This is a genomic window from Methylobacterium sp. BE186, assembly GCF_031457035.1.
Taxonomy (GTDB): Bacteria; Pseudomonadota; Alphaproteobacteria; order Rhizobiales; family Beijerinckiaceae; genus Methylobacterium; species Methylobacterium segetis.
On the sequence record NZ_JAVDVV010000005.1, the window covers coordinates 1 to 24,242 of the forward strand.

Here is a 24,242-nt window from a genome sequence, read left to right on the forward strand (position 1 = left end):
GTGAGCGTTGCGGATGCGCGCTTTGCCAAGCCGCTGGACGAGGCGCTTCTTCTGGATCTGGCGGGCACGCACGAGCTTGTTGTGACGCTGGAGGAAGGCTCGGTGGGCGGGTTCGGGGCGATGGTCCTGCACCTGTTGGCGGAGCGGGGCGTTCTGGACACGGGCCGTGTCCGGGTCCGGACGATGACGCTGCCGGACCTGTACCAAGACCATGACAGCCCGGATCGGATGTACGCGGAGGCCGGCCTCGACGCCGCCTCCATCGTCAAGCTCGTCCAGGACACCCTCCCCGAGCGCCAGGACAGCCGGACGAGCCGTCTCCGCCTCGCCTGATGCCCGACCGAACGGGCGGCACGCGCGCGGCGCGGCCCGCGTGTGGCCGCCCGATCCTTGTTCCTTCAGCGGTTCGGTGACACAAGCGCGCGGCGCGCCGCGGCGCCCGGGGTGATGGCGCCCCGCCGCGGCTGCAGCCCGTGACGAAACGAGAGAGATGGCAGAGGCGACTGAGACCGGACGCACCGATCCCGGCCCCGTGCTGATCACGGGCGCGAGCGGATTCCTCGGCGCCGCCCTGGTCGACGTGTTCCGCGATGCGGGCTTTCCCGTGCGCATCCTCGTGCGCGCCACGAGCCCGAGCACCAATCTCGTCTGGCCCGATGTCGAGCGCGCGGTCGGCGACATGCGCGATCGCGCCGCGGTCGCCGCCGCGATGACAGGGCAGCGCTACCTCGTTCACGCCGCGGCCGATTACCGGCTCTGGGCGCCCGACATGGAGGAGATCGTCCGCACGAACCGCGACGGCACGCGCATCCTGATGGAGGAGGCGCTGAAGGCGGGCGTCGAGCGGATCGTCTACACGTCGAGCGTCGCCACCATCAAGCCGCACGACGACGGCACCTCCGCCGACGAGACGCGCCCGCTGACGCCCGAGACCGCGATCGGCGCCTACAAGCGCAGCAAGGTCGTGGCCGAGCGCGTCGTCGACGAGATGGTAGCGCGGGACGGCCTGCCGGCCGTGATCGTGAACCCCTCCACGCCGATCGGCCCCCGCGACGTGAAGCCGACGCCGACCGGGCGGATCATCCTGGAGGCGGCGCTCGGGCGGATGCCCGCCTTCGTCGATACCGGCCTCAACCTCGCCCACGTCGACGACGTTGCAGCGGGCCACTTGCTGGCGCTCCGGAAGGGCCGCTTGGGCGAGAAGTACATCCTCGGCGGCGAGAACGTGATGCTCGCCCAGATGCTCGCCGACATCGCCGGCCTCGTCGGGCGCAAGGCTCCGACCGTCCGGCTGCCGCGGGTGGCGACCTACCCCGTCGCGATCGTCTCCGAGCTGATGGCCCGGGTCACCGGCAAGGCGCCGCTCGCGACGATCGACGGCATCCGCATGGCGCGCTACCGGATGTTCTTCTCGGACGCCAAGGCGCGTTCCGAGCTCGGCTACACCGCCCGGCCCTACCGGGAGGGGCTCGCGGACGCGATCCAGTGGTTCCGCGGCGCGGGGTATCTGCGATGAGCGCGAGCCTTCAGACCGCGACCGAGACCCGCTCGGGCAAGGGCCACCGCGACGAGAACTTCCCCGTCGCCTCCCACCTGATCCACCCGCGCCACCGGGGGGCGATCCTCGCCTTCTACCATTTCGTCCGCGCGGGCGACGACGTGGCGGACCATGCGGACCTCACGCCCGAGCGCAAGATCGCGCTCCTCGACGGTCTCGCCGACGCGCTGACCGGACGCGGCCCTGCCGATACGGAAGCCGCGCCCCTGAAGCGGGAACTCGACGCCCGCGGCCTGCCGCCGACCCACGCGCTCGAACTCCTCGACGCCTTCCGGATGGACGCGCGCAAGAGCCGCTACGCGGATTGGGACGAGCTCATCCACTATTGCCGCTACTCGGCGATGCCGGTCGGCCGCTACGTCCTCGACGTGCACGGCGAGGACCCCGCCCGGGTCTGGGCGGCGTCGGACGCCATCTGCGCGGCGCTCCAGATCCTCAACCATCTGCAGGATTGCGGGAAGGATTACCGCAACCTCGACCGGGTCTACATCCCGCAGGATTATCTCGATCTGCACGGCGCGACCGTCGAGATGCTCGGCGCCGACAGGGCGAGCCCGGAGCTGCGCGGGGTGATCCGCGACCTCGCCGCCCGGACCCTCCTCCTCCTCGACGAGGGCGCCGTGCTGCCGAGCCTGATCGACGATCTGCGCCTGTCCCTGGAGATCGCCGCGATCCACCGCCTCGCGGTCGTGCTGACGCGCGGCCTCCTCGATCGCGATCCGCTCTCCGAGACGGTGCATCACGGCAAGGCCGGCTTCGCCCTCACGGCGCTCGGCGGAATCGTCGGCAGCCTCGCCCGCCGCCCCTTCCGCGGACGCAATCTGCGCGCCCTTCAGGGAGCTTCGCCATGAGCGCCACCGCGACGCCCCTGCCCGACGATGCGGCGTCCGAGGCCCCTGCCCTGCCGGCGGCGGGCTCCTCGTTCTACACGGCGATGCGCCTGCTGCCGAAGGAGCGGCGCGAGGCGATGTACGCCGTCTACGCCTTCTGCCGAGCGGTCGACGACGTCGCCGACGACGGCGGTCCGGCCGATATCCGCGCGGCCGAGCTCGACCGCTGGCGCGCCGACATCGATGCCCTCTACGCCGGCAGGCCCCCGGCCCGGGTGCGCGATCTCGTCGTGCCGGTCGAGCGCTACGGCCTGAAGCGCGAGGATTTCCACGCCGTGATCGACGGCATGGCGATGGACGCCTTCGAGGACATCGTGGCGCCCGACGAGGCCACCCTCGACCTCTATTGCGACCGGGTGGCGAGCGCCGTCGGGCGCCTCTCGGTGCGCATCTTCGGCATGCCGGACCAGGACGGGATCCGCCTCGCCTGGCATCAGGGCCGGGCGCTGCAACTCACCAACATCCTGCGCGACATCGACGAGGACGCGGAGCGCGGCCGCCTCTACCTGCCGCGCGAGAAGCTCGCCCGGATCGGGCTCTCCGCGCCGACGCCGCGGGCCGCGATCGAGCATCCGCGCATCGCCGAGGTCTGCGCGGCGGTCGCCGCCGAGGCCGACGCCCATTACCGCGCGACCTGGGAGATCATCGGGCGGTCGCCGCGCAAGGCCACGAAGGCGGCCCGCCTGATGGCGGCGGCCTACCGCCTCTACCTCGACGCGCTCGTGAAGCGCGGCTGGTCGGCGCCCCGCGCTCGCGTCAAGCCCGGAAAGCTCGCGCTGCTGGCGGTCGCACTCCGCCACGGGATCGTCTGATGGGGACCACCCACGTCGTCGGGGCCGGCCTCGCCGGCCTCTCCGCGGCCGTCGCGCTCGCCGAGCGGGGACGGCGAATCGTGCTGCACGAGGCCGCCAAACAGGCGGGCGGGCGCTGCCGCTCCTACTACGATCCGAGCCTCGGGCTCACCATCGACAACGGCAACCACCTCCTCCTCTCCGGCAACACCGACGCCCTCGCCTTCATGAGGACGATCGGCGCACCCTCCGATGCCCTGACCGGCCCTGACGAGGCCGCCTTCGATTTCGCCGACCTGAAGACCGGCGAGCGCTGGCGCTTGCGCCCGAATGCCGGCCGGCTGCCCTGGTGGATCCTGAGCCGCGGCCGTCGCGTGCCGGGCAGCCGCGCCCGGGACTACCTGGCGCCCCTGGGCATTCTGAAGGCCGCCTCCGGCAAGGCGGACGGCGCGGGCGGCACGATCGGGCAGAGCATGGCCTGCGAGGGCCTGCTCTACGAGCGGCTCTGGAACCCCGTCCTGCTCGCAGCCCTCAACACCGACCCGCGCGAGAGCGACGTGGGCCTCGCGGCCACGATCCTGCGCGAGACGCTGGGCGCGGGCGGGTCCGCCTGCCGCCCCCTCGTCGCGGTCGCCGGGCTCTCGGCGGCCTTCGTCGATCCGGCCGTCGCCTATCTGGAGCGGACGGGCGCGGAGATCCGATTCGGGCGGCGCCTGCGCGGCCTCGGCTTCGGAGCCGGGCGGATCGACCGGCTCGATTTCACGGACGAGCCGGTGGAGCTGGCGGCGGACGATTCGGTCGTGCTGGCCCTGCCGCCCTGGGTCGCCGCCGAGGTGCTGCCGGGCCTCGCCGCGCCGCAGAGCTTCCGCTCGATCGTGAACGCGCATTTCGCCGTGGTTCCGAAGGCCGGAAGCCCGCTTCTTCTCGGCGTGGTGAACGGGCTCACCGAGTGGCTCTTCGCCTATCCCGATCGGTACTCGGTGACGATCAGCGGCGCCGACAGGCTCCTCGACGTGCCGCGCGAGGATCTCGCGCGCCGGATCTGGGGGGAGATCGCGCAGCTCGATCAGCTTGCTCCGGAACTGCCAAGCTGGCAGATCGTCAAGGAGAAGCGCGCGACCTTCGCGGCGACGCCGGCGGAGGCCGCTCGGCGCGCGAGCGCCGTGACCGCGCAGACGAATCTCGTCCTGGCAGGCGATTGGACCGCGACCGGCCTGCCGTCGACGATCGAGGGAGCGATCCGCTCCGGCAAGACCGCCGCGCTTGCCCTGATGTGCGATCCGGCACTGGGGCGCGGCGCGGCGTGAGTCATAGGGCTCCCTTTCCGAGGAGCCGCTGAGGCGAGGACGATGCGAGAGGCTGTGAACAAGGTCGAGGCGCTGCAGCGCCCGAAGACCCAGGACATCTCCCTGGAGGATGTCGAGCGCGGAGTCGCCAACGCGACGCGGGCGCTCACACGCCTCGCGCACGCGGACGGGCATATCTGCTTCGAGCTCGAGGCCGACGCGACCATCCCCTCCGAGTACATCCTGTTCCACCAGTTCCGCGCGACCACGCCCCGCGACGGGCTCGAAGCCAAGATCGGCAATTATCTGCGCCGCACGCAGGGCAAGCACGGCGGCTGGGCCCTCGTGCACGATGGGCCCTTCGACATCAGCGCCAGCGTGAAGGCGTACTTCGCCCTCAAGATGATCGGCGAGGACATCGAGGCGCCGCACATGCGCCGGGCGCGCGAGGCGATCCTCTCCCGGGGCGGCGCGGCGAACGCCAACGTCTTCACCCGGTTCCTGCTCGCCCTCTACGGCGAGGTGCCCTGGGCGGCGGTGCCGGTGATGCCCGTCGAGGTCATGTTCCTGCCGAAGTGGTTCCCCTTCCACCTCGACAAGGTCTCCTACTGGGCCCGTTGCGTGATGGTGCCCATGTTCGTCCTGCAGGCCGAGAAGCCGCGGGCGAAGAACCCGCGCGGCATCGGCGTTCAGGAACTGTTCGTCACCCCGCCCGAGCACGTTCGCTCCTGGCCGGGCTCACCCCACGCCACGTGGCCCTGGACGCCGATCTTCGGCGGCATCGACAGGGTGCTGCAGAAGGTCGAGAACTATTTCCCGAAGACGCCTCGGCTGCGTGCCGAGGAGAAGGCCGTCGCCTGGGTCAGCGAGCGCCTGAACGGCGAGGACGGGCTCGGCGCGATCTTCCCCGCGATGGTCAACTCGGTGCTCATGTACGAGGTGATGGGCTACCCGGCCGATCACCCGCAGGTGCGCATCGCCTGCGAGGCCATCGAGAAGCTCGTCGTCGAGAAGGACCACGAGGCCTACGTCCAGCCCTGCGTCTCGCCCGTCTGGGACACGGCGCTCGCGAGCCACGCCCTGCTCGAGGCGGGCGGCGCCGAGGCCGAGCGGCAGGCCCGCGACGGCCTCGACTGGCTCAAGCCCCGGCAGGTTCTCGACATCGTGGGCGACTGGGCGGCGGCGAAGCCGAACGTGCGGCCCGGCGGATGGGCCTTCCAGTACGCCAACGCCCATTATCCGGACCTCGACGACACGGCCGTCGTGGTGATGGCGATGGACCGCGCCATGCGCCAGCACGGGCTCGTCGCCGACATGCCCGATTACAGCACCTCGATCGCCCGGGCCCGCGAATGGGTCGAGGGGCTCCAGTCGAAGGATGGCGGCTGGGCGGCCTTCGATGCCGACAACAACCACATGTATCTGAACCACATCCCGTTCTCGGACCACGGGGCGCTCCTCGACCCGCCGACTGCGGATGTGACGGCCCGCGTCGTCTCGATGCTGGCGCAGCTCGGCGAGACCCGGGAGACCTACCCGGCTCTCGACCGGGGCGTCGCTTACCTGCTCAAGGAGCAGGAGAAGGACGGCAGCTGGTACGGCCGCTGGGGCATGAACTTCATCTACGGCACGTGGTCGGTGCTCTGCGCCCTTAACGCCGCGGGCGTCGATCCGAACGCGCCGGAGGTGCGCCGGGCCGTGGCATGGCTCATCAGCATCCAGAATCCGGACGGAGGCTGGGGCGAGGACGCGTCGAGCTACAAGATCGATCCGGCCTTCGAGCCCGGCTACAGCACCGCCTCCCAGACGGCCTGGGCGCTGCTCGCCCTGATGGCGGCAGGCGCCAACGACGAGCCGGCGGTGACGCGGGGCATCAACTATCTCGCCCGGACGCAGGGCGCGGACGGCTTCTGGAACGAGGAGCGCTACACCGCGACCGGCTTCCCGCGGGTGTTCTACCTGCGCTACCACGGCTACTCGAAATTCTTCCCCCTCTGGGCGATGGCGCGGTTCCGCAACCTCAAACAGAGCAACAGCCGGCAGGTCGCCTACGGCATGTGACCCCGGCCGGCCGGTGCGCTGGCGCGCCGGGACGCTTCCGGCGCGGTTTGTTGCAGGTCGGCCACAGGCCGGCCGCATTGGGATTGGTATGAAGGCTGCTTGAGCGTCAAGGCCCGGCCCCCGGTCGGGATGTCCAGCCTCGAACAGCCGGGTTTCCATGATCCTGCCCGAGCCAGCCCCGAGCGGCCGTGTCGTCGCGGTCCGCCCCGGTCCCGCGGCGGCCTTTCTGCCGCACGCCCTGCCGGTCCTCGCCGTCACCGGACTTGCCAAGGAGGGCCGCCTCGCCGCCGGGCCCGGCGTCGCGGCCATCGGCGCGGGCGGCAACCCCCAGCGTCTGCGCAACCTGTTGGCCGGGCGGACGCAACCGGGCTGCCGGGCCGTCGTCAGCATCGGCATCGCGGGCGGGCTCGATCCGGACCTGCTGCCCGGCGACGTGGTAATCGCCTCCGGCGTGCAGGCCGACGGTCGCCGCTACGACGCCGACGCGACCGTGGCCGAGGCCCTGCTCGCCCGCCTCTCGCGTCCCGGTCTGAAGGTTCTGTCGGGCGATCTCGCGGGCGTCGACGCGGCGGTTCTCAGCCTGGACGGCAAGGCCGACCTGTGGGCGCGCACCGGCGCCGCGGCCGTGGACATGGAATCGCACGTCGCCGCTGCCTTCGCCGAACGACACGGCCTGCCCTTCGCCGCGATCCGCGTGGTCTGCGACCCCGCCCACCGCGCCCTCCCCGCCTTCGCCGCGCAGGCGCTGAAGCCGAACGGCGAGCCCGACATCCTGGCCGTCTTCGCCGCTCTCGCCCGGGGCTCGGCCAAGGTCGGCGGCCTCGTTCGGCTCGCGCGCGACTCGAAGGCGGCTTTCGGATCGCTGGCGCGCTGCCGCGCTCTGCTCGGCCCCGGCCTCGGCGTTCCTGTGGTGCAGGAGGCGCTCCGCGAGGTTGCCTGAGGCGAAGGTCTCCGGAAGGGGCCAGTCGCTCGAGCCAGGTGCCTCGACGCCGCAGATTCCGCTCAAGAGAAAGCCCCCGCGGCGATGCCGCGGGGGCTTTCTCTTTGGGTCGCGCCTGCGAGAGCTCAGGCGGCGGTGCGCTTCCGGGCTTCCTGCTTGGTGTCGACGCCCGACGCTTTGATCTCGGAGAGCTTCTGGGCGACGTTGCGCGAGAACACGAACTCGGCCGGGCGCTGGTTCTCCAGGCTCACGTCCGGGGCCATGTCGCCCTCGGTCTTGATGCCGCGAAGGGCCTGGACCAGCGGCTTCCAGGGCTTGCGCACGGAATCGACGACGGACGAGGCCTCGTAGCCCGAATGGACCATGCAATCGGCGCACTTCTCGTAGTTGCCGGTGCCGTAGGAATCCCAGTCCGTCTCTTCCATCAGCTCCTTGAAGGTCGCCGCGTAGCCCTCGCCGAGCAGGTAGCAGGGCTTCTGCCAACCGAACACGGTGCGGGTCGGGTTACCCCACGGGGTGCAGTGATAGGTCTGGTTTCCGGCCAGGAAGTCGAGGAACAGGCCCGATTGCTGGAAGGTCCACTTCTCGCGGCCCTTCTCCTTGCCGTGCCGGAACACGCCGCGGAACAGGTCCTTCGTCGCCTTGCGGTTGAGGAAGTGCTGCTGATCGGGCGCGCGCTCGTAGGCGTAGCCGGGCGAGACCGTGATCCCGTCGATGCCCATGCGCGTCACGGAATCGAAGAAATCGGCGATCTTGTCGGCCGAGGAATTGTTGAAGAACGTGCAGTTGATGGTGACGCGGAAGCCCATCTCCTTCGCCGTCTTGATGGCCGCGACGGCCTTGTCGTAGACGCCGCGCTGGCAGACGGACTTGTCGTGCATCTCCTGGTCGCCATCGAGGTGGATCGACCACGTGAAGTACGGGCTCGGCTTGTACTCCTTGATCTTCTTCTCAAGGAGCAGCGCGTTCGTGCAGACGATGGCGAATTTCTTCTGGGCGATGATGCCCTCGACGATCTGCGGCAGATCCTTGTGGAGAAGCGGCTCTCCACCCGCGATCACGACCACCGGTGCACCGCACTCGCGCACGGATTCGAGGGCGTCGGCGACGGGCAGGCGCTTGTTGAGGATCTCGTCCGGATAGTCGATCTTTCCGCAACCCGCGCAGGCGAGGTTGCAGCGGAACAGAGGCTCCATCATCATCACGAGCGGGTAGCGTTTGCGGCCCGTCAGATGCTGCTTGAGGATGTAGCCGCCGATCTTCGCGACGTACCGGAGGGGAATGCCCAAAACGCGGCTCCTTTGTTTTTGGCCCCAGAGTGTCGGGCTGCTTAGCGCGAAAACAACACGAATTCCAGCGATCTAGGTTGGAACGGGTCTTATTAGCGACCCGAATCGCGGGCGTCCGCACGTGTTTCCGGCAATGACGCAAGCGGGCCACAGATCCGGGGGCCGCCGGCTCCCGCGAACTGCCGCAAACCGACGCCTATCCCATCCCCGGTGCGATTTCCTAGCCCACCGACCGAATGCCAGCTTTGCGTCCGGATTGCGACGAGAACTCCAATGGAAGCTTGAGCATAGGCATGCTGCAGTGCGAAATCGCACCTGAGCGGACGGCTTCCACTGAAAATCGCCCCGCGTTGCATTCGGGGCGCCGGGCCTTTACTGAGCAGGCCGACCGTGAAGGGTCGGCGGCTGGGATGCGCCCGATCGGGCGTGGCCCCCTGAAACCGGCCGCCCCCGCCGCCCGTTCCGGTCACGAAGATGCCGGATCGCTGATCAGGGCGTTTCCCACGGGCGGAGGTTCGTGGCAAATGCCCCGGTTCCCCGTTGCGTCGCACGGTCTCGACCGGACATCCGCTCTCGGTTTCCGGTGAGGGCTCTAGGCAGGCAGGATACTCGTGATCGAACGACTCGTCGCGTTTTCCGTTCATCGTCGCTGGCTCGTCATCGCGGTCGTCGCTCTGATGACCGTCATCGGCGCGGGCACCGCCGCGCATCTGTTCCGGATCAACACCGACGTCGAGCGGCTGATCGATCCGAAGGAATCCTGGCGGCAGGACGAGATCAACTACGAGAAGGCCTTCCCCCAACGGACGAACACCGTCGTGGCGGTGATCGACGGGAAGACGCCGGAGGAGGCGGAAGAGGCCGCCGTCGAACTGACGAGGGCGCTGAGCAACAACAAGGCCCTGATCGAGACCGTCTACCGGCCGGATGGCGGCCCGTTCTTCGACAAGAACGGGTTCCTGCTGATGTCGCAGGCCGAGCTTGAGAAGACCACGGAGCAGCTCGTCCAGCAGCAGGGCCTGCTGGGTCCGCTGGCGGCCGATCCCTCGCTGCGCGGGGTGATGCGGGTGCTCAGCCTCGGGGCCCGCGGCGTGAAGAGCGGCGACGCCAAGCTCGAAGAGCTCGACAAGCCGATGGGCCAGATCAACGGGGTGCTGGAGACGGTGCTCGCCGGCAAGCCCGCGCGCATGTCGTGGCAGACGCTGCTCTCCGGCGGCGAGACGCGGGTGACGGACCTGCGCAAGTTCGTGATCATCCAGCCCGTCCTCGACTTCAACGCCCTGCAGCCGGGCGCGGAGGCGACGAAGCTGATCCGCAGCGTCGCTAAGGATCTGAAGATCGACGAGGCCCACGGGCTGCGCATGCGGCTGACCGGGCCGGTCGCCGTGGCCGACGACGAGTTCGCCACGCTGTCGGACGACGCGGTGCTGAACAACAGCGTGACGGTCGGCGCGATCGTCCTGTTCCTGTGGCTCGCGCTGCGCTCCGCCCCCCTCGTCACCGCCGTGATCATCACGACCTTCGCGGGTCTCATCGTCACGGCGGCGCTCGGCCTCCTGATGGTGGGCGAGCTCAACCCGATCTCGGTCGCCTTCGCGGCCCTGTTCGTCGGTCTGGGCATCGATTTCGGCATCCAGTTCGCGGTGCGCTACCGGGCCGACCGCTACGAGCAGCCGACGCTCGAGGCCGCGATCCGGGCGGCCGCCCGGGGCGTCGGCTGGTCCCTGACGCTGGCCGCGGTCTCGCTGCTCGCGGGCTTCTTCGCCTTCCTGCCGACCGCCTTCCGCGGCGTGTCCGAGCTCGGCCTCATCGCCGGCGTCGGCATGATCGTGGCCTATCTCTTCTCGCTGACCCTGCTGCCGGCGCTGATCGCCGTGTTCAAGCCGCGCGGCGAGAAGGAGGCCGTCGAGACGACCTGGCTGTCGGGCGTCGACCCCTGGATCATCCGCAACCGGAAATGGGTCCTGATCGGCGTCGGCCTGCTCACGCTGGCCGGGATGCCGCTGCTCTGGAAGCTCCCCTTCGATTCCAACCCGATGCACCTGAGGAGCCCGAAGGTCGAGTCGATCGCGACCTATCTCGACCTGATCAAGGACCCGGCCACGAGCCCGAACATCATCGACGTGCTCGCGCCGTCCGTCGCCGACATTCCGGAGACGATGAAGAAGCTGCGCGCCCTGCCCTCGGTGGCCGAGCTCATCAGCATCGACACCTACGTTCCGCGCGATCAGGACCAGAAGCTCGCCACGATCCAGGAGACGGCGCAACTCCTCGATCCCGTGCTCAACCCCGGCCGCAAGCCGCCGCCGCCCACGGACGCCGACAACGTGAAGGCGATCAAGGACGCGGTGACGGCCCTGCGCGGCGTCGCCGGCAGCAGCGAGCCGGGTGCCAAGAGCGCCGAGGCGCTGGCCAACACCCTCGACAAGCTCGCCAACGCCCCCGTCGCGGTCCGCGAGGCGGCCTCCGTCGCGCTGACGACCGATCTGAAGACGCTGCTGAAGCGCCTCTCCGACCTGCTCCACCCGGAGAAGGTCACCCTGGAGAACCTGCCCCCGCAGGTGAAGGCCGAGTGGGTCGCCGCGGACGGGCGCGCCCGGATCGAGGTCCACCCGAAGGGGAACTCGAACGACGATCAGGTCCTGCGCAACTTCGCCAAGGAGGTGCAGACCGTCGCCCCCCACGCGACTGGAGCGCCCGTGGCGACGACGGCGTCGAGCTACACGATCCTCGGCGCCTTCGTGCAGGCCGGGCTGACGGCGCTCGCGCTGATCTTCATCATCCTGTCGGTGGCCCTGCGCAAACCCTGGGACGTCGCCATGACGCTGGGTCCGCTGGTGCTCGCGACGCTGTGGACGCTGATGGCGCTCCACGTCATCGGCATGCCGCTGAACTTCGCCAACATCATCGCCCTGCCCCTGATGCTCGCGGTGGGCGTCGCCTTCCACATCTACTACGTCATCGCGTGGCGGGCGGGCGTGACCGACATGCTGGCCTCGAGCCTGACCCGGGCGATCTTCTTCTCGGCCCTGACCACGGGCACGGCGTTCGGCTCCCTCGTCCTGTCGAGCCATCCGGGCACGGCGAGCATGGGCAAGCTCTTGGCGCTGTCGCTGTTCTTCACGCTGCTCGCAGCCTTCTTCGTAGTGCCGGCCTTCCTGGGTCCGCCGCCCAAGAAGCCCGATCCGAAGCGCCCCGAGGCGAAGACCGTCGACAATGATCCGATGGTGCCGAGCCGCACCGAGGCGGCGCTGGCGAAGTAGCAGCCTGCAGCCGCCGCGGGCGGGGGTTCGCCCCGCGCCGCGGCGGCCGCCGGACGGGAGCCCCACCCCGGTCTCGTCGATCCGGACGGGACCGTTTGCGAAGCTCAGCGCTCGTGCCGCCGCGCGCGCCTCAGACCTGCCGGGCGCCGGCAGGGTTCAGCGGCTGAAATCCGAGAAGCCGCCGCTGACGGCCCCGACCCGCTGGAGCGCGGCCCGCGCTTCTGGGGCGATCAGGGCGTCCCGCTCCGCCGCGTAGGCGTAGCCCGGGGCCTCGCCGGGAAAGCCCGCCGCCGTCGCGGGATGCGTGTAGAGCTCGGTGAGTCCGTCCGGCAGGTGGGCGAGCAGCCCCGCCACGCGGCGAGGCGTCATCGCGCCGGACCACGCGAGGCCGAGGGTCCGGTCCGGGATCAGAAGGCCCGCCGCCCTGGCGCGCACCGAAAGGAGCGCCGCCCAGGGCGCGATGTCGAGGGCGGGCCGCGGGCGAGACCCGGGCTCGGCCTGGCGCAGGATCTCGCGAGGCTCCCGCGGGACGCGAAGCGCCCGCATGCCGTAATCGCGCCCGATCCCGAGCACCGCCCCGGCGATCAGCGGATGGACGTGGAAATGCTTGTGGGCGTTGACGTGGTCGAGCGGGAGCCCGGTGGCCCGGTAGGCCTCGAACTGGGCGCGGATCTCGGCGCCGAGCTGGCGGCGGGCAGGCGCCCGCACGGCGAGGTCGAGGCCCAGACGCTCCATGTCGCGCCGCATCAGCCCGTCGGGGCCGGTGAGGTCGGGCAGGTCCCCCGGGGGAAGGGTCGGCCACGCCTCGACGAGGACGAGGTGCAATCCCACGCGCAGGGAGGGCAGGCGGCGCGCGCGCGCCACCGCGTCGGCGGCTCCCGGAGCGGAGACCATCAGGCTCGCCGCCGTGAGGATGCCCTCGCGGTGGGCCTGCTCGACGGCCTCGTTGACCTCGACGCTCAGGCCGAAATCATCGGCCGTGACCACCAGCCGCTTCACGGCCACTCCCCTCGTCCCCGCAACGGAAACGGCCGGGCTTCAGGCCCGGCCGCTCCTCGATCGATCCGTGCGCGTGCCGCTCAGGCGGCCTTGGCGCTCGACTGACGCTCCTTGAGGAAGTGCCAGAACTCGACACCCTCGCGCAGGCGCCGCTTCATCATGTCCGGCGAGCGGACCATCTCGCCGACGATCGAGGCGATCTTCGGGGCGCGGAAGTAGAACTTCTTGTAGAAATCCTCGACCGAGTTGAAGATCTCGGTATGCGACAGGTGCGGGTAGTGCAGCGGCGCGACCTGCACGCCGTTCTCGTCGACGAGCTCGGCGTTCTCCACGTCGAGCCAGCCGTTCTCGACCGCCTGCTTGTAGAGGAAGGTGCCGGGATACGGGGCCGCCAGCGAGACCTGGATCGTGTGCGGGTTGATCCGGGTGGCGAACTTGATCGTCTCCTGGATCGTCTCCTTCGACTCGCCCGGCAGGCCGAGGATGAAGGTGCCGTGGATGGCGATGCCGAGTTCGTGGCAATCCTTGGTGAACTTCTCGGCCACCTCGACGCGCATGCCCTTCTTGATGTTGTGCAGGATCTGCTGGTTGCCGGACTCGTAGCCGACGAGCAGGAGGCGCAGGCCGTTGTCGCGCAGCACCTTCAGGGTCTCGCGCGGAACGTTCGCCTTGGCGTTGCACGACCAGGTGACGCCGAGCTTGCCGAGCTCGCGGGCGATCTCCTCGGCGCGGGGCAGGTTGTCGGTGAAGGTGTCGTCGTCGAAGAAGAACTCCTTCGTCTGCGGGAACGCCTTCAGGCAGTACTTGATCTCCTCGATCACGTGACCGACCGAGCGGGTCCGGTAGGTGTGGCCGCCCACCGTCTGCGGCCACAGGCAGAACGTGCAGCGGCTCTTGCAGCCGCGGCCGGAATAGAACGAGATGTAGGGGTGCTTCAGATAGCCGATGAAGTAGTTCTCCATCACGAGGTCGCGCTTGTAGACGCTCGTGACGAAGGGGAGCTGGTCCATGTCCGTCATGATCGGACGGTCTTCGTTGTGCACGATGACGCCCGAGCCGTTCCGGTAGGACAGGCCCTTGATCTGGGACATGTCGATCCCGTCGGCGACGTCCTTGATCGTGAAGTCGAACTCGTTGCGGGCCACGAAATCGACCGCGGGCGCCTGGGCGAGGCTGCCGGCGGCATCGACGGCGACCTTGGCGCCGATCAGGCCGGCCTTGAGGTTCGGGTTCTCGGCCTTCAGCGCCTCGATCGTCTTCACGTCCGACTTGAAGGACGGCACCGAGGTGTGGAGCACCACGAGGTCGAAATCCTTGGCCTGGCCGCGGATCTCCTCGAGCTTGGTCTTGTGCGGCGGGGCGTCGATCAGCTTCGAGTTCTCGACGAGCGCCGCCGGCTGGGCGAGCCAGGTCGGGTACCAGAACGACTTGATCTCGCGCTTGGCCTGGTAGCGGGAGCCGGCGCCGCCGTCGAAGCCGTCGAAGGTCGGTGCCTGGAGGAAGAGCGTGCGCATGGGGTTCAAGGCCTCAGTGCAAAGCGAGACGAAATCAGACGAAGCGAAGATCAGACGGAGGTCGCTTCAGCATCGCGGCTGAGGCTGGCCTCCGGAATTAGCGTTCCGTCCGCAACGACGCGATAATCGTGACCTTTCCATGTCACCGCACCCGAGACGAAGCTCCAGGAGAAGTTCGCGAAGGAGAGCATGTCGCGAATCGGCAACAGCCAGTAGGCGTGCGGCTCCAGGCCGAAGGCGCGCTCCAGGCGGACGCAGAGCAGGATGCGGCAGGCCAGGGCCAGTGCCGCCACGACGAGGGCGTTGTGGCCGGCCCCCGGCAGCAGCGCGCCGATCAGGGCGAGCGGGAAGGCGTGCGTGACGACGGAGCCGGCATAGCCGGCCGGGTCGACGTTGCGGATCGTGCGGTTCCAGCGCAGCTCGTGCCGCCAGAGGCCGGACATCTCGGTGTCGACGCAGGTATGCCCGATCGTGAAGTTCGGGATCGCCACTTCGCCTACATGGGTGCGCAGGGCCTCGCCGATCGCGTAATCGTCGGCGAGATCGTCGCGGAACGCCTCGAAGCCGCCGATCGCGGCGAGCGAGGTGCGGCGGAAGGCGATGGTCGAGCCGAAGCAGGGCTTGGCGAGCTTGAGCGCGGTGCCCATGACCACGTTGGGCAGGAATTGCACGTCGATGGCGAGGCCCGACAGGTGGGCGTGGATGCCGCGATGGGCGGGCACGCCGTGGTAGAGGCAGGTCACGCCGCCGATGCCCGGCGCCGACAATTCGGCCACCACGCGCTCCAGGTAATCGGGCCGCACGACCATGTCGCTGTCGGCCAGCACGATCACGTCGTGGGCGATCGCCGCCGACATGTTGATGAGGTTCGAGACCTTGCGGTTCGAGCCGTGCTGGCGGGCGTCGATCACGAGGTCGAGGCGCAGGCCCGGATGCGCGCCCTGCAGGCGGCGCACCACGCCGATCGCCGGGTCGGCCGCGTTCTGGACGCCGAAGACGATCTGGACCGGGCCGGAATAAGCCTGGCGGCAGAAGGTCTCGAGGTTCTCGTAGAGGTTCGGCTCCATCCCGCAGAGGGGCTTCAGCACGGTCACGGAGGGGCGCGGCGCACCCTCGGGAAGGCGGGCGGGGAGGCGCGCGGCGAAGCGGCCTGCGAGGAAGGCGGCGGTGAGGCCGTAGCCGCAACCGGCGAGCGCGAGGACGAGAAGGATCGGCGAGAGCCAGGTCAGGTCCATGGGGGCATCGCTCGGGCGGCAGGGATCGGGGGGATTGGAGGCGCGCCGGCCGGCGCCACCTCAGAGGCGTGAGGTGTCGGCCTCTTTCAAGGCGCTGGTTTGGCGGCGAGCATCTTCTCGGTGCGCTCGCGCAGGAATTTCTGCAGGGCGTCGGCGCCGCCGGCCTTCAGCGGATCGGCGAAGCTCGTGCGCAGGGCGGCGACCTCGCTGACATTGCCGTTCAGAAGCACGTCCTGGATGCGGTTGCCCGCATTCACGACGAAGTCGACGTCGGAATCCTCGCCGGCGGCATTCGACACGCGCGTGCGCACCACCCGGTTGCCCGCGCGCGCCTCGCTCTTCGGCGTCACCTCGAACGTGCCGCCTGCCGCCTGCGACAGGCGGGTCGCGTAGGTCGCGATGAAGTGCTGGACGAACGCTTCCGTCAGCGAGGCCTGCTGGTCGGCCGGCAGGCTCTTCCATTTCGGGCCGACGGCGACGCGCGCCATGGCCGGAAAGTCGAAGCTCTCGCGCATCGGGCCCGAGATCGCCTCGGCGCGGGCTTTCACGTCGCGCGAGCCGTCCTTCAGCGCGCTCTCGTAGCTGGCATAGAGGGCCTGCACCGTCTTCACGGCCTCGTCGTCGGCCGCCTGCGCGGACCGGGACGGCGCGGCGATAGCGGCGAGGCAGAGGAGCGCGACCAGGACTTCGCGGATCAGGCGCACTTCTTCAGGTCTCCCCGCTCGGCCTCGCTCAGGGAGGGGCCGTAGGCGCCGCGCGGCGGGGCGTAGCTGTACAGCGGCCCCAGGGTCGCCGGCTGCAGGACGGGGCCGAGGCGACGCCCGAGCTCCGCCGCCCGATCCTCGCTCTCCTCGGTCTTGCCGCCCTCCATCACGTGCCACGCGACGAGGCCCGGCACGCCGACGAGAAGGTCGGCGAGGCGCTTGACGAGGGAGAGGGCCAGGGCCGCCTCGGCCGGGATGCCGAAGATGGCGCAGAGGGCGATGAGGCCGCCCTCCTGGGCGCCGAGGGCGCCGGGCACCGCGAAGGCCGCGCCGCGGACGGCCTGCGCGAGGCTCTCGATGACCACGGCCTCGGCGAAGCTCACCGGGTAGCCCATGAAGTGCAGGCAGACATAGACCTCGAGGGTGCCGATCAGCCAGCCGATGAGGTGGATCGTGATGCCGGCGAGGATGCGGGCCGGCCGGCCGTAGAGGCGGCGCAGGTTGTCGTAGAGCACGTCGATGGCGCCGAGCGCCCGCCACTCGCGGCCCGAGGCGAAACGGCTGACGAGCGCCTGGATCACCCGGTGACCGGAGCGGCGCTGGATCAGGTAGAAGGCGCCCACGGCGGGCGCCGCCACGGCGAGGCCCGCCGCCACGGTGCGGACCACCGGCCCGTCGCCCGCGAGCCAGATGAGGATCCCGAGGCCGGCCACCGTGAACAGGAGCTGGGTGAGCGCCTGGGTCATCAGGTCGACGAACATGCTGGCGCCGGCAAGCCCCCCGGTCAGGCCGCGCTTCGTCAGGAGCCGGGCGCCCACGAAGTCGCCGCCGACGGTGGCGACGGGCAGCAGCGTGTTGATGCCCTCGCGCACGAAGCGGAGGTTGATGCAGGCGGCCAGACCCGGCCGATCGGCCTTCGGGAAGATGGCGAACCAGCCGAGGCCGGCCCAGGCGACGGCAACGCCGCGCGCGACGACGACGAACAGGGCACCCCAGCCGGCGCTCACCACCGCGGCCGCCACATCCTCCAGACCCGAGGACAGGAACAGTCCGACGACCGTGCAGAGTCCAGCGATGAGGGCCAAGGTCGTCAGGCGCTTCATGATCCTCTTTCGGGTTCGTCGAAGGCTGAAATGCTGAAATCCCGCCGTGATTCCGACGGAAAAAAATCGCCGGAAGCGAGGAGCATCTGGGCAAGTTGCAGCTTTGGTCAGCGTTGTCTATCACCCCAGAGACACACCGCGGTCCAAAGCGGCACAGGGGCAAAAGCCCCTCCCAGAAGAGCTGCCGGAACGCCGAAGGGGACTGACCGAATGGATCGCGAATCACACATCACGGCCGGCGAGGCCGTGCGCGAGGACGCTCATGCCGGCGCCTTCGCCGGGCAGCACCAGGGTGGCCCGGGCGCGCCCTCGCCCCAGTCGCCGGTGATGGCCTGGAACGAGTGGGACCCGCTGGAGGAGGTCATCGTCGGCTCGCTCGACGGCGCCACGATCCCCACCCACCACCTCACGGTGATCTTCAACCTGCCGCGGGCCGCGCAGCCCTTCTACCGCTTCGCGAGCGGCTGGAAGTACCCGAAATTCATGAAGAAGCTCGCCCAGGCCGAGCTCGACAACTTCATCGGCATCCTGGCCGGAGAGGGCGTGAAGGTGCGCCGCCCGGACGCGGTCGACTTCTCCCGCAAGTTCAAGGCCCCGCGCTGGTCCTCGCGCGGCTTCTGCGTGGCCTGCCCGCGCGACCCCTACCTCGTCATCGGCGACGAGATCATCGAGAGCCCGATGTGCTGGCGCTCGCGCTACTTCGAGGGCGATGCCTACCGCTCGCTCTTCAAGGAGTATTTCCGGGCCGGCGCCCGCTGGACCTCGGCTCCGCGGCCCCAGCTCACGGACGATCTCTACAATTACGATTACCGGGTGCCGAACCTGAAGGCCGGCGAGCCGATGCAGTTCACGGTCAACGAGTTCGAGCCGGTCTTCGACGCCGCCGACTTCGTGCGCTGCGGGCGTGACCTTTTCGTCACGCGCTCCAACGTCACGAACCTGATGGGCATCGAGTGGCTGCGCCGCCATCTCGGGCCGGGCTTCCGCATTCACGAGATCGAGAGCCGCTGCCCGCAGCCGATGCACATCGATTCGTCCTTCATGCCGCTCGCGCCCGGCAAGGTGCTGGTGAACCCGGACTACGTCGATGTCGAGCGCCTGCCGGCCGTGCTGAAGAAGTGGGACGTGCTGATCGCTCCCCGCCCCGACCCCGTCGCGGGCTTCATGAGCAAGATCTCGATGTGCTCGCCCTGGACCTCGATCAACGTGCTGGCGATCGACGAGAAGAAGATCGTCGTCGACGCGAGCCAGCCGACCCTGATCAAGGCCCTGAAGGATTGGGGCTTCGACCCGATCCCGGCGCCGTTCCTGTCCTACGGCCCGTTCGGCGGCTCCTTCCACTGCGCGACGCTGGACGTGCGCCGCCGCGGGACCCTGAAATCCTACTTCTGATCGCGGCCAAGCCGCGACGGGTCAGGGGCGCGCCGGCGACGGCGCGCCCTTTCCCGTTGTCGGGGCCTTCAGCGCCCGAGGCGGCTGCGCGCGGGCAGCGGCACCCGGCGATAGGCGGCGCGGGCGAGGAGGAGCGCCCCGCCGAGTTGCAGGAAGCCGTTCTCGGCGAGGTCGTGGGGTGCCATCTGCCAGTGAAGGGCGAGGCGCGTCAGCGCATTGAGGGCGATCAGGCCGAGGCAGAAGACGGTGGCGGCGGTGAGCGCGGCGACGAAATCGGGCATGGCTTGCGCGTCCCAACGATCGGGATTCCAAGCGTAGCAAGAGGTGCGCCAGGGCACATCTGTCCGAAGGTCGAAGCCTCTGGATCGTGATCAGGCCGCGGGCGGGCGCGTCTCGCGCATCGAGGGCCGCTCGGCGAAGGCGGCGTACCATGCGGCGAGCCCCGGACGGCCCTCGGCCCAGGCGAGATCGGGGAAGCGCAGGTCGAGATAGCCGAGCGCCGTGGCCGTCGCGATCGTGCCGATGTCGAGACGCTCCGCGAAGCTCTCCGCCCGCGCCTCGAACCAGTCGAGCGCGCTCGCGATCTTGGCCTGCTGCCCCGCGATCCAGGCGGCGGAGCGCTCGGCTCCCGCGCGCGCGGTCAGCTCGTAGCGGATGAGCAGGGCCGCATCGAGGAGGCCGTCGGCGACCGATTGCTCGTTCAGGGCACGCCAGCGTTCGGGGCCGCGCGCCGGGAACAGGCGGTTGCCGGCGAGCGCGTCGAGATACTCGCAGATGACCCGGCTGTCGGCGACCGCCTCGCCCGCATCGTCGAGGAGCGTCGGCGCCTGCGCGAGCGGGTGATGGGCGAGCACGGTCCTGTCGCGCTCGACCGGGTGCACGGCACTCGGAAGGAGCTCGATCCGCTCGGCGAGGCCGAGTTCGTGCGCGCAGATCAGGACCTTCCGCACGAAGGGCGAGAAGTGGGAGTGGAAGAGCTTCATGGGCGGCGTTCGGGGCTGGAGGGCGGGAGCGTCCGGCCCGGCTTCAGCGGCGGGCCGGCGTCGCCGCGTTCCGGGCGGCCGGTGCGGCGCCGCTCGCCGCCGGGGTCGGGGCGGGGGCGGGCGTGGCCCGCGGCGTCTCGACGGCGAGGCGCTTCACGGGCCAGCCGTCGGTCCAGCGCTCCATGTCGCTGAAACGGGCGTTGCTCTTGAGGCCGGAGGCGTCGCTGCCCGCGAAGGCCGCCGCCGCCGCGAGGTCGAACGTCTTCCAGAAGGCGAGGTAATCGAGCGCGTCGGTGCGGGCGTTGTTGATCTGGGCGACGAGCGTCTGCTGCTCGCCGGAGAGCGCCATGTCGGCCGACCACTTGAAGGGCGGCGGCTTCACGTCCTTCGGGTCGGGCGGCAGCTTGATCGCGCCGCCATCGTAGGCGGCCTCGACGCCGGCCGGAGCGGCGAGCGTGGCGGTGAGCGCCGGGAAGCCGTGATCGTCGGAGAGGGCCCGCACGAAGAGCTTGCGCTCCGGCGGCACCGCGCTCGCCTCGCGCAGGATCCGCCGCGCCGCCGCGTCCGCCGCGCGGGCATCCTTGTCGCCGATCACGGTGACGACCATCGTGCCGGCGGGGATCGCGGCCAGATCCTTCAGGGCGATGCCCCGCGCCTTCGGGTTGCTCGCGATGCCGCCGGGCATCACGGCGAAGACGAGCTTCGGCGCGGGCAGATCCTGCTCCTTCGCGTCGGCCGCGAGGTTCGCGGCCAGCGGCGCCCCGGCGAGGTGGCCGATGACGGCGACGCGCTTCGGGTCGGGCTTCGCGTCCGGATCGTTCGCGAGCTCGGCGAGCGCCGCCTTGAGGAGGCTCTCGGCGTTTCCGGTGGCGTCGGCCGGCCGGGTGCGGTTCACCTCCTGGAAGCGCGGAAACAGGACGAGATGGCCCTGCCGGGCCAAGTGGTCGATCCAGCCGCCGTAGCTCTGCGGGTTGGGAGCCCCCCAGGCGTGCAGGAACACCACGACGGAGCGGCCCTCCGCCGGCGCGGCGCCGGCGGCGTAGAAGGCGAAGGTGCCGGCGCCGGCCCGGCCGACGCCCCGCTTCACGACGTTCGCAGCCCGGTCCCCGGCGCCTCCGGGGCCCTGCGCCGGCTGGGGCGGCGGGGCCGCGGCCTGTGCAGCGCCCACGAGCAGGCCCGCCGCCACTCCCGCGGCCATCAGGCTGTGCCAAGCTGTCAGAGGCATGAGATGCTCGATCGAAGGGGACGCGCGGGCTGAGCCGGTGCGCCTCCATAGCAGATTTGCGCGGGCTGGCGATGCCGGCTGCGCCCCTCCGCCGCGCCCCTCCGCAGAGCCGTTCAGGCGCGCGCGGGCTCCCGTGCGCGCTTCTCGTCGAGGAGCAGGGCGAGTTGCGCGAGGCGGGCCGGCTGCGCGCCGGCGCAGACGTCGCGGTAGAGATCGCGCATGTCCTCGCCGATCTTCGCGAGGAGCAGCGTGTCCGCGATCGACGGGGAGGCGCCGGGGCGGCGGTAATTGGCGGCGTGGTTGAGGGCGACGGGTTTCATGACAACTCGCGGCGCCGTTCGCGGCGCACCATCCGGGTTGCCGTCAACGGGAAGCGGACCTCAAGTTTCCATCCCGCGGGTGATTATTTTGCCGCCCTGCCCGATCACCGAGGGCCCGCCGTCCGGCCGTCCCGCCGCCTGCTCGACCCAGGCGAGGATGTCCTCGGCCCGCCAGGGCTTCGGGATGAAGGTCGCGGAGACGCGCAGGTCGCTCGGCTGATCGCCGGCATCGCCCGAGGTCAGCAGGACGCGCACCCGCGGCCAGGTCACGCCGATGATCCGGGCGAGCTCGAACCCTCCGATCGGACCGGGCGTCCGCACGTCGGAGAAGACGACGCTCACCTCTTCGGCCCGGTCGTTGAGGATGGACAGCGCCTTGTCGGCGGTCTCGGCCTCGATCACGGTGAACCCCGTCTCTTCCAACAGGGTTGCCGCGAGGAAACGCTCGTCGGGTTGGTCCTCCACGACGAGGATCACCGGCTTGCGTCCCGACGGCGTCACGTCATTCATGTCCGGGCCACTCTATGGGGGCTGAACGGCGAGGCCGTCCTTTTGTTTCATCGCGCCTTCGCCGTAACTCACCCGCCCTCAGACAAAGCAAGTCCTGCACCGCACCCTCGCACAGAACGATTGCGCTGGGCGTGTCCGGAAGGGCACAGGTCGAGCCAAGATCAGGGCATCATTGGGACGGACGGGATCGCGGGACGGACCTCCGCAAACGCCAGGCGCCCCACCCGGAGGCGAGGCGCGACGACGTCGGGAAATCGTCCGGCCGCGGCCGAACGCGATGGGTGGAGCGGTGCCGGGCGGGGCGCCCCGCCCTCAGGCCCTCGCCGAGGCCCGCGGCGCGCTACGGCGCGGCTGCCGCATCTCGCCGGCGCTCGCACGGTCGGCCGCAGGCCGGCGCGGGCGCACGATCTCGGCCAGGGCGACGAAGCCCTCGCCGACCGCCCCCTGCCCGGCCCGGATGCCGATGCCGACGGCGAAGGATGGCGCCAGCTGCGCATCCCGCCCGATGCCGAAGCGGTCGAGCGCCACCAGGAACGCCTCTCGGAACAGGCTCGGCGTGCACCAGCGCTTCTCGGCCATGTGCAGGGGCCAGGCCCAGAGGTTCTCCTCCCGGCGCTGAGCGAGGGCGTCGCGCTCGATGAAGTAGCCGGTGCGGTGCTCCAGCCCCTCGTCCGAGAGTGTCCAATCGTCGTTGCGGAAGAGGACGCCGCCGGTGGTGCCGCCGTTCCGAGCGTTCTCGATCATCGCCGTGCCTCCCCGCCGCCCCATCCCGGAGAGGAATGGAACAATAGAGGAACACTGGATCGAAACGGGACGGTGGTCAAGCGTTCCGTTCACCATGCGTTCGTGAAAGTGTGACGTGCCGCCGGAGGGCCGCCCGTTCCTAGCGCGTTGGCCGGAACAGCGGATGCTCGACCCGGTCGCCGGCCCGGATCCCGAGCTTGGCGGCGACGCCCGCGTTCAGCTCCAGCACCGAGAGGACCGGCTCGCCGGAGGCGATCACGCGGGTCGAAAGCGGTTCGGTCTCGGCCTCGATCCGGACGATCGTGCCGTCGGCGCGGATGAAGACCATGTCGAGCGGCAGGTAGGTGTTCTTCATCCACATGTTCACGGGCAGCGAGCGCTCGAAGTCGAACAGCATGCCGTGCTTGGGCGCCATGCTGCGCCGGAACATCAGCCCGCGGGCGCGGGAGGCGTCGTCGCGCATCACCTCGACATCGAAGGCGTGCGCCCCGGTTCGGGTGACGATGGTCAGCGGCTCGGTTCGGGCAGCCTCCGCCGGGGCGGCCTGGGCCCGGGCCGGCGCGGCCGGCAGGGCGATGCAGGGGAGGAGCGCGAGACCGGCGCAGAGGATCGAGGGGAGGACGCGACGCAACGGGACCATCCGGATCAATGGGAGGATGGCAGGGCTCCGTCGATCAGGCGGACCTCGGCGGCCATGGTCCCCTTCGATCCGTCGCCGTAGCGCACGAGCACCGCCTCTCCCGGCTTCAACTCGGCGATTCCGTAGCGGCGCAGCGTCTCCATGTGAACGAAGATGTCCGGCGTCCCGTCGCCGCGGCTGAGGAAGCCGAAGCCGCGCAGGCGGTTGAACCACTTCACGACCGCCGTCTCGAGACCGCTCGTCGGCGTCACGGTCACGTGGGTGCGCGGCATCGCCAGTTCGGAGGGATGCGTCGCGGTGGATTGGTCGAGGGAGACGACGCGGAAAGCCTGCCAGCCCCGCGCGCGCTCGACCGCCTCGACCACGATCCGGGCGCCTTCGCTGGCCGCCTGGTGCCCGTCGCGGCGCAGGCAGGTGACGTGGAGCAGGATGTCGGCGCTGCCGTCGTCCGGCACGATGAAGCCGAAGCCCTTCGAGACGTCGAACCACTTGATGCGGCCGGCCACCTCGACGAGGTCGAGGGGCTGCTCCGCATCGCCGATCTGCGCGGCGCTGCCCAAGCCATCTGCCGAACGAAGGCCCCGGGGCCCCGACCCGAATTCGTCAGACATGATTAAGCAACCCACACCGAATCGCGACTTGCGGTTCACAAACGAGATTAACAAAGTCCCGACTCGGCGGAAGCCTGTTTGACCGGCAGTCCTGGCGCGCGCCTACGCAATTTCCCGCGAGACGGCAGCGGTGCCACAGGTCCGTTCCGGCCGGCGAAATCCCGGCGCGACTGCAAACCCGTGA

The 24,242-nt window shown here is 70.1% G+C and carries 23 protein-coding genes; 9 read left to right on the forward strand and 14 right to left on the reverse strand.

The genetic code is table 11. The annotated features are described in order from the left end of the window. From J2X36_RS07115 to J2X36_RS07145, 7 genes are all read left to right on the forward strand, one after another. Window positions 1-333, forward strand: a 333-nt coding sequence (locus tag J2X36_RS07115) for a transketolase C-terminal domain-containing protein (RefSeq protein ID WP_310347645.1), incomplete at its 5' end; no start/stop codon positions are given. 157 nt (window positions 334-490) lie between these two features. Further along, entirely contained in the window at window positions 491-1,516 is a 1,026-nt protein-coding gene (hpnA, locus tag J2X36_RS07120; protein WP_132256051.1) for a hopanoid-associated sugar epimerase, read from the forward strand. Continuing rightward, window positions 1,513-2,409, forward strand: coding sequence for a squalene synthase HpnC (hpnC, locus tag J2X36_RS07125; RefSeq protein WP_310347647.1), 897 nt, complete (start codon window positions 1,513-1,515; stop codon window positions 2,407-2,409). The genes hpnA and hpnC overlap by 4 nt, the downstream gene beginning before the upstream one ends. Further along, on the forward strand, window positions 2,406-3,260 hold the full coding sequence (gene hpnD / locus J2X36_RS07130; RefSeq protein WP_310347649.1) for a presqualene diphosphate synthase HpnD: 855 nt from the start codon (window positions 2,406-2,408) through the stop codon (window positions 3,258-3,260). Before hpnC ends, hpnD begins: the two co-directional genes overlap by 4 nt. Then, a complete protein-coding gene (gene hpnE, locus J2X36_RS07135; RefSeq protein ID WP_310348315.1) occupies window positions 3,257-4,546 on the forward strand; it encodes a hydroxysqualene dehydroxylase HpnE in 1,290 nt (429 codons plus the stop codon). The genes hpnD and hpnE overlap by 4 nt, the downstream gene beginning before the upstream one ends. Before the next feature lie 42 nt (window positions 4,547-4,588). Continuing rightward, a complete protein-coding gene (gene shc / locus J2X36_RS07140; RefSeq protein ID WP_132256054.1) occupies window positions 4,589-6,586 on the forward strand; it encodes a squalene--hopene cyclase in 1,998 nt (665 codons plus the stop codon). Between the two features lie 157 nt (window positions 6,587-6,743). Further along, on the forward strand, window positions 6,744-7,526 hold the full coding sequence (locus tag J2X36_RS07145) for a phosphorylase (RefSeq protein WP_405029745.1): 783 nt from the start codon (window positions 6,744-6,746) through the stop codon (window positions 7,524-7,526). 125 nt (window positions 7,527-7,651) lie between these two features. Here the strand turns inward: J2X36_RS07145 and hpnH are convergent, their stop codons facing one another. Beyond that, window positions 7,652-8,815 (reverse strand): adenosyl-hopene transferase HpnH, encoded by a 1,164-nt coding sequence (hpnH, locus tag J2X36_RS07150; protein WP_310347652.1) that lies wholly within the window; start codon window positions 8,813-8,815, stop codon window positions 7,652-7,654. Window positions 8,816-9,426: 611 nt separating this feature from the next. Between hpnH and J2X36_RS07155 the strand changes: the two genes are divergently transcribed. Next, window positions 9,427-12,078 (forward strand): MMPL family transporter, encoded by a 2,652-nt coding sequence (locus J2X36_RS07155; protein WP_132256057.1) that lies wholly within the window; start codon window positions 9,427-9,429, stop codon window positions 12,076-12,078. 156 nt (window positions 12,079-12,234) lie between these two features. On the opposite strand, the gene hpnK is transcribed toward J2X36_RS07155, so the two are convergent. The 5 genes from hpnK to J2X36_RS07180 form a co-directional block, all read right to left on the reverse strand. Further along, on the reverse strand, window positions 12,235-13,077 hold the full coding sequence (gene hpnK, locus J2X36_RS07160) for a hopanoid biosynthesis-associated protein HpnK (RefSeq protein WP_132254519.1): 843 nt from the start codon (window positions 13,075-13,077) through the stop codon (window positions 12,235-12,237). 80 nt (window positions 13,078-13,157) lie between these two features. Then, a complete protein-coding gene (gene hpnJ / locus J2X36_RS07165) occupies window positions 13,158-14,591 on the reverse strand; it encodes a hopanoid biosynthesis associated radical SAM protein HpnJ (protein WP_310347654.1) in 1,434 nt (477 codons plus the stop codon). Between the two features lie 50 nt (window positions 14,592-14,641). After that, on the reverse strand, window positions 14,642-15,826 hold the full coding sequence (gene hpnI, locus J2X36_RS07170) for a bacteriohopanetetrol glucosamine biosynthesis glycosyltransferase HpnI (protein WP_310347655.1): 1,185 nt from the start codon (window positions 15,824-15,826) through the stop codon (window positions 14,642-14,644). 86 nt (window positions 15,827-15,912) lie between these two features. After that, on the reverse strand, window positions 15,913-16,530 hold the full coding sequence (locus J2X36_RS07175; RefSeq protein ID WP_310347657.1) for an ABC transporter substrate-binding protein: 618 nt from the start codon (window positions 16,528-16,530) through the stop codon (window positions 15,913-15,915). Next, window positions 16,521-17,633 (reverse strand): flippase-like domain-containing protein, encoded by a 1,113-nt coding sequence (locus J2X36_RS07180; RefSeq protein WP_132254515.1) that lies wholly within the window; start codon window positions 17,631-17,633, stop codon window positions 16,521-16,523. The genes J2X36_RS07175 and J2X36_RS07180 overlap by 10 nt, the downstream gene beginning before the upstream one ends. Before the next feature lie 210 nt (window positions 17,634-17,843). On the opposite strand from J2X36_RS07180, the gene J2X36_RS07185 reads away from it, so the two are divergent. Continuing rightward, the gene (locus tag J2X36_RS07185) at window positions 17,844-19,025 is read left to right on the forward strand and encodes an amidinotransferase (RefSeq protein WP_132254514.1); all 1,182 of its coding nucleotides are present in this window, start codon (window positions 17,844-17,846) and stop codon (window positions 19,023-19,025) included. 68 nt (window positions 19,026-19,093) lie between these two features. Here J2X36_RS07185 and J2X36_RS07190 read toward each other — a convergent pair whose 3' ends face one another. The 8 genes from J2X36_RS07190 to J2X36_RS07225 form a co-directional block, all read right to left on the reverse strand. After that, window positions 19,094-19,306: a hypothetical protein gene (locus J2X36_RS07190; protein WP_132254513.1), complete on the reverse strand. Its 213-nt coding sequence runs from the start codon at window positions 19,304-19,306 to the stop codon at window positions 19,094-19,096. Window positions 19,307-19,396: 90 nt separating this feature from the next. Further along, a complete protein-coding gene (locus J2X36_RS07195; protein WP_310347660.1) occupies window positions 19,397-20,008 on the reverse strand; it encodes a glutathione S-transferase in 612 nt (203 codons plus the stop codon). Window positions 20,009-20,051: 43 nt separating this feature from the next. After that, a complete protein-coding gene (locus J2X36_RS07200; RefSeq protein WP_405029746.1) occupies window positions 20,052-21,233 on the reverse strand; it encodes an alpha/beta hydrolase in 1,182 nt (393 codons plus the stop codon). A 113-nt stretch (window positions 21,234-21,346) separates the two neighbouring features. Further along, window positions 21,347-21,553: a hypothetical protein gene (locus J2X36_RS07205; protein WP_132254510.1), complete on the reverse strand. Its 207-nt coding sequence runs from the start codon at window positions 21,551-21,553 to the stop codon at window positions 21,347-21,349. 60 nt (window positions 21,554-21,613) lie between these two features. After that, the gene (locus J2X36_RS07210) at window positions 21,614-22,063 is read right to left on the reverse strand and encodes a response regulator (protein WP_310347662.1); all 450 of its coding nucleotides are present in this window, start codon (window positions 22,061-22,063) and stop codon (window positions 21,614-21,616) included. Window positions 22,064-22,375: 312 nt separating this feature from the next. Then, complete coding sequence (locus J2X36_RS07215; protein ID WP_132254508.1) at window positions 22,376-22,807, reverse strand: hypothetical protein; 432 nt, start codon at window positions 22,805-22,807, stop codon at window positions 22,376-22,378. A 139-nt stretch (window positions 22,808-22,946) separates the two neighbouring features. Further along, window positions 22,947-23,447: a DUF192 domain-containing protein gene (locus J2X36_RS07220; protein ID WP_405029747.1), complete on the reverse strand. Its 501-nt coding sequence runs from the start codon at window positions 23,445-23,447 to the stop codon at window positions 22,947-22,949. A gap of 5 nt (window positions 23,448-23,452) precedes the next feature. Next, window positions 23,453-24,058: a cold-shock protein gene (locus J2X36_RS07225; protein ID WP_310347663.1), complete on the reverse strand. Its 606-nt coding sequence runs from the start codon at window positions 24,056-24,058 to the stop codon at window positions 23,453-23,455. Window positions 24,059-24,242 lie beyond the last annotated feature (184 nt).

What these genes read in the sequence shown, in the direction of transcription:
- hpnA (WP_132256051.1), top strand. Translation starts at nt 491, where the DNA reads ATGGCAGAGGCGACTGAGACCGGACGCACCGATCCCGGCCCCGTGCTG.
- hpnC (WP_310347647.1), top strand. Translation starts at nt 1,513, where the DNA reads ATGAGCGCGAGCCTTCAGACCGCGACCGAGACCCGCTCGGGCAAGGGC.
- hpnD (WP_310347649.1), top strand. Translation starts at nt 2,406, where the DNA reads ATGAGCGCCACCGCGACGCCCCTGCCCGACGATGCGGCGTCCGAGGCC.
- shc (WP_132256054.1), top strand. Translation starts at nt 4,589, where the DNA reads ATGCGAGAGGCTGTGAACAAGGTCGAGGCGCTGCAGCGCCCGAAGACC.
- J2X36_RS07145 (WP_405029745.1), top strand. Translation starts at nt 6,744, where the DNA reads ATGATCCTGCCCGAGCCAGCCCCGAGCGGCCGTGTCGTCGCGGTCCGC.
- hpnJ (WP_310347654.1), bottom strand. Translation starts at nt 14,591, where the DNA reads ATGCGCACGCTCTTCCTCCAGGCACCGACCTTCGACGGCTTCGACGGC.
- hpnI (WP_310347655.1), bottom strand. Translation starts at nt 15,826, where the DNA reads ATGGACCTGACCTGGCTCTCGCCGATCCTTCTCGTCCTCGCGCTCGCC.
- J2X36_RS07180 (WP_132254515.1), bottom strand. Translation starts at nt 17,633, where the DNA reads ATGAAGCGCCTGACGACCTTGGCCCTCATCGCTGGACTCTGCACGGTC.
- J2X36_RS07185 (WP_132254514.1), top strand. Translation starts at nt 17,844, where the DNA reads ATGGATCGCGAATCACACATCACGGCCGGCGAGGCCGTGCGCGAGGAC.
- J2X36_RS07190 (WP_132254513.1), bottom strand. Translation starts at nt 19,306, where the DNA reads ATGCCCGATTTCGTCGCCGCGCTCACCGCCGCCACCGTCTTCTGCCTC.
- J2X36_RS07195 (WP_310347660.1), bottom strand. Translation starts at nt 20,008, where the DNA reads ATGAAGCTCTTCCACTCCCACTTCTCGCCCTTCGTGCGGAAGGTCCTG.
- J2X36_RS07200 (WP_405029746.1), bottom strand. Translation starts at nt 21,233, where the DNA reads ATGCCTCTGACAGCTTGGCACAGCCTGATGGCCGCGGGAGTGGCGGCG.
- J2X36_RS07205 (WP_132254510.1), bottom strand. Translation starts at nt 21,553, where the DNA reads ATGAAACCCGTCGCCCTCAACCACGCCGCCAATTACCGCCGCCCCGGC.
- J2X36_RS07210 (WP_310347662.1), bottom strand. Translation starts at nt 22,063, where the DNA reads ATGAATGACGTGACGCCGTCGGGACGCAAGCCGGTGATCCTCGTCGTG.
- J2X36_RS07215 (WP_132254508.1), bottom strand. Translation starts at nt 22,807, where the DNA reads ATGATCGAGAACGCTCGGAACGGCGGCACCACCGGCGGCGTCCTCTTC.
- J2X36_RS07220 (WP_405029747.1), bottom strand. Translation starts at nt 23,447, where the DNA reads ATGGTCCCGTTGCGTCGCGTCCTCCCCTCGATCCTCTGCGCCGGTCTC.
- J2X36_RS07225 (WP_310347663.1), bottom strand. Translation starts at nt 24,058, where the DNA reads ATGTCTGACGAATTCGGGTCGGGGCCCCGGGGCCTTCGTTCGGCAGAT.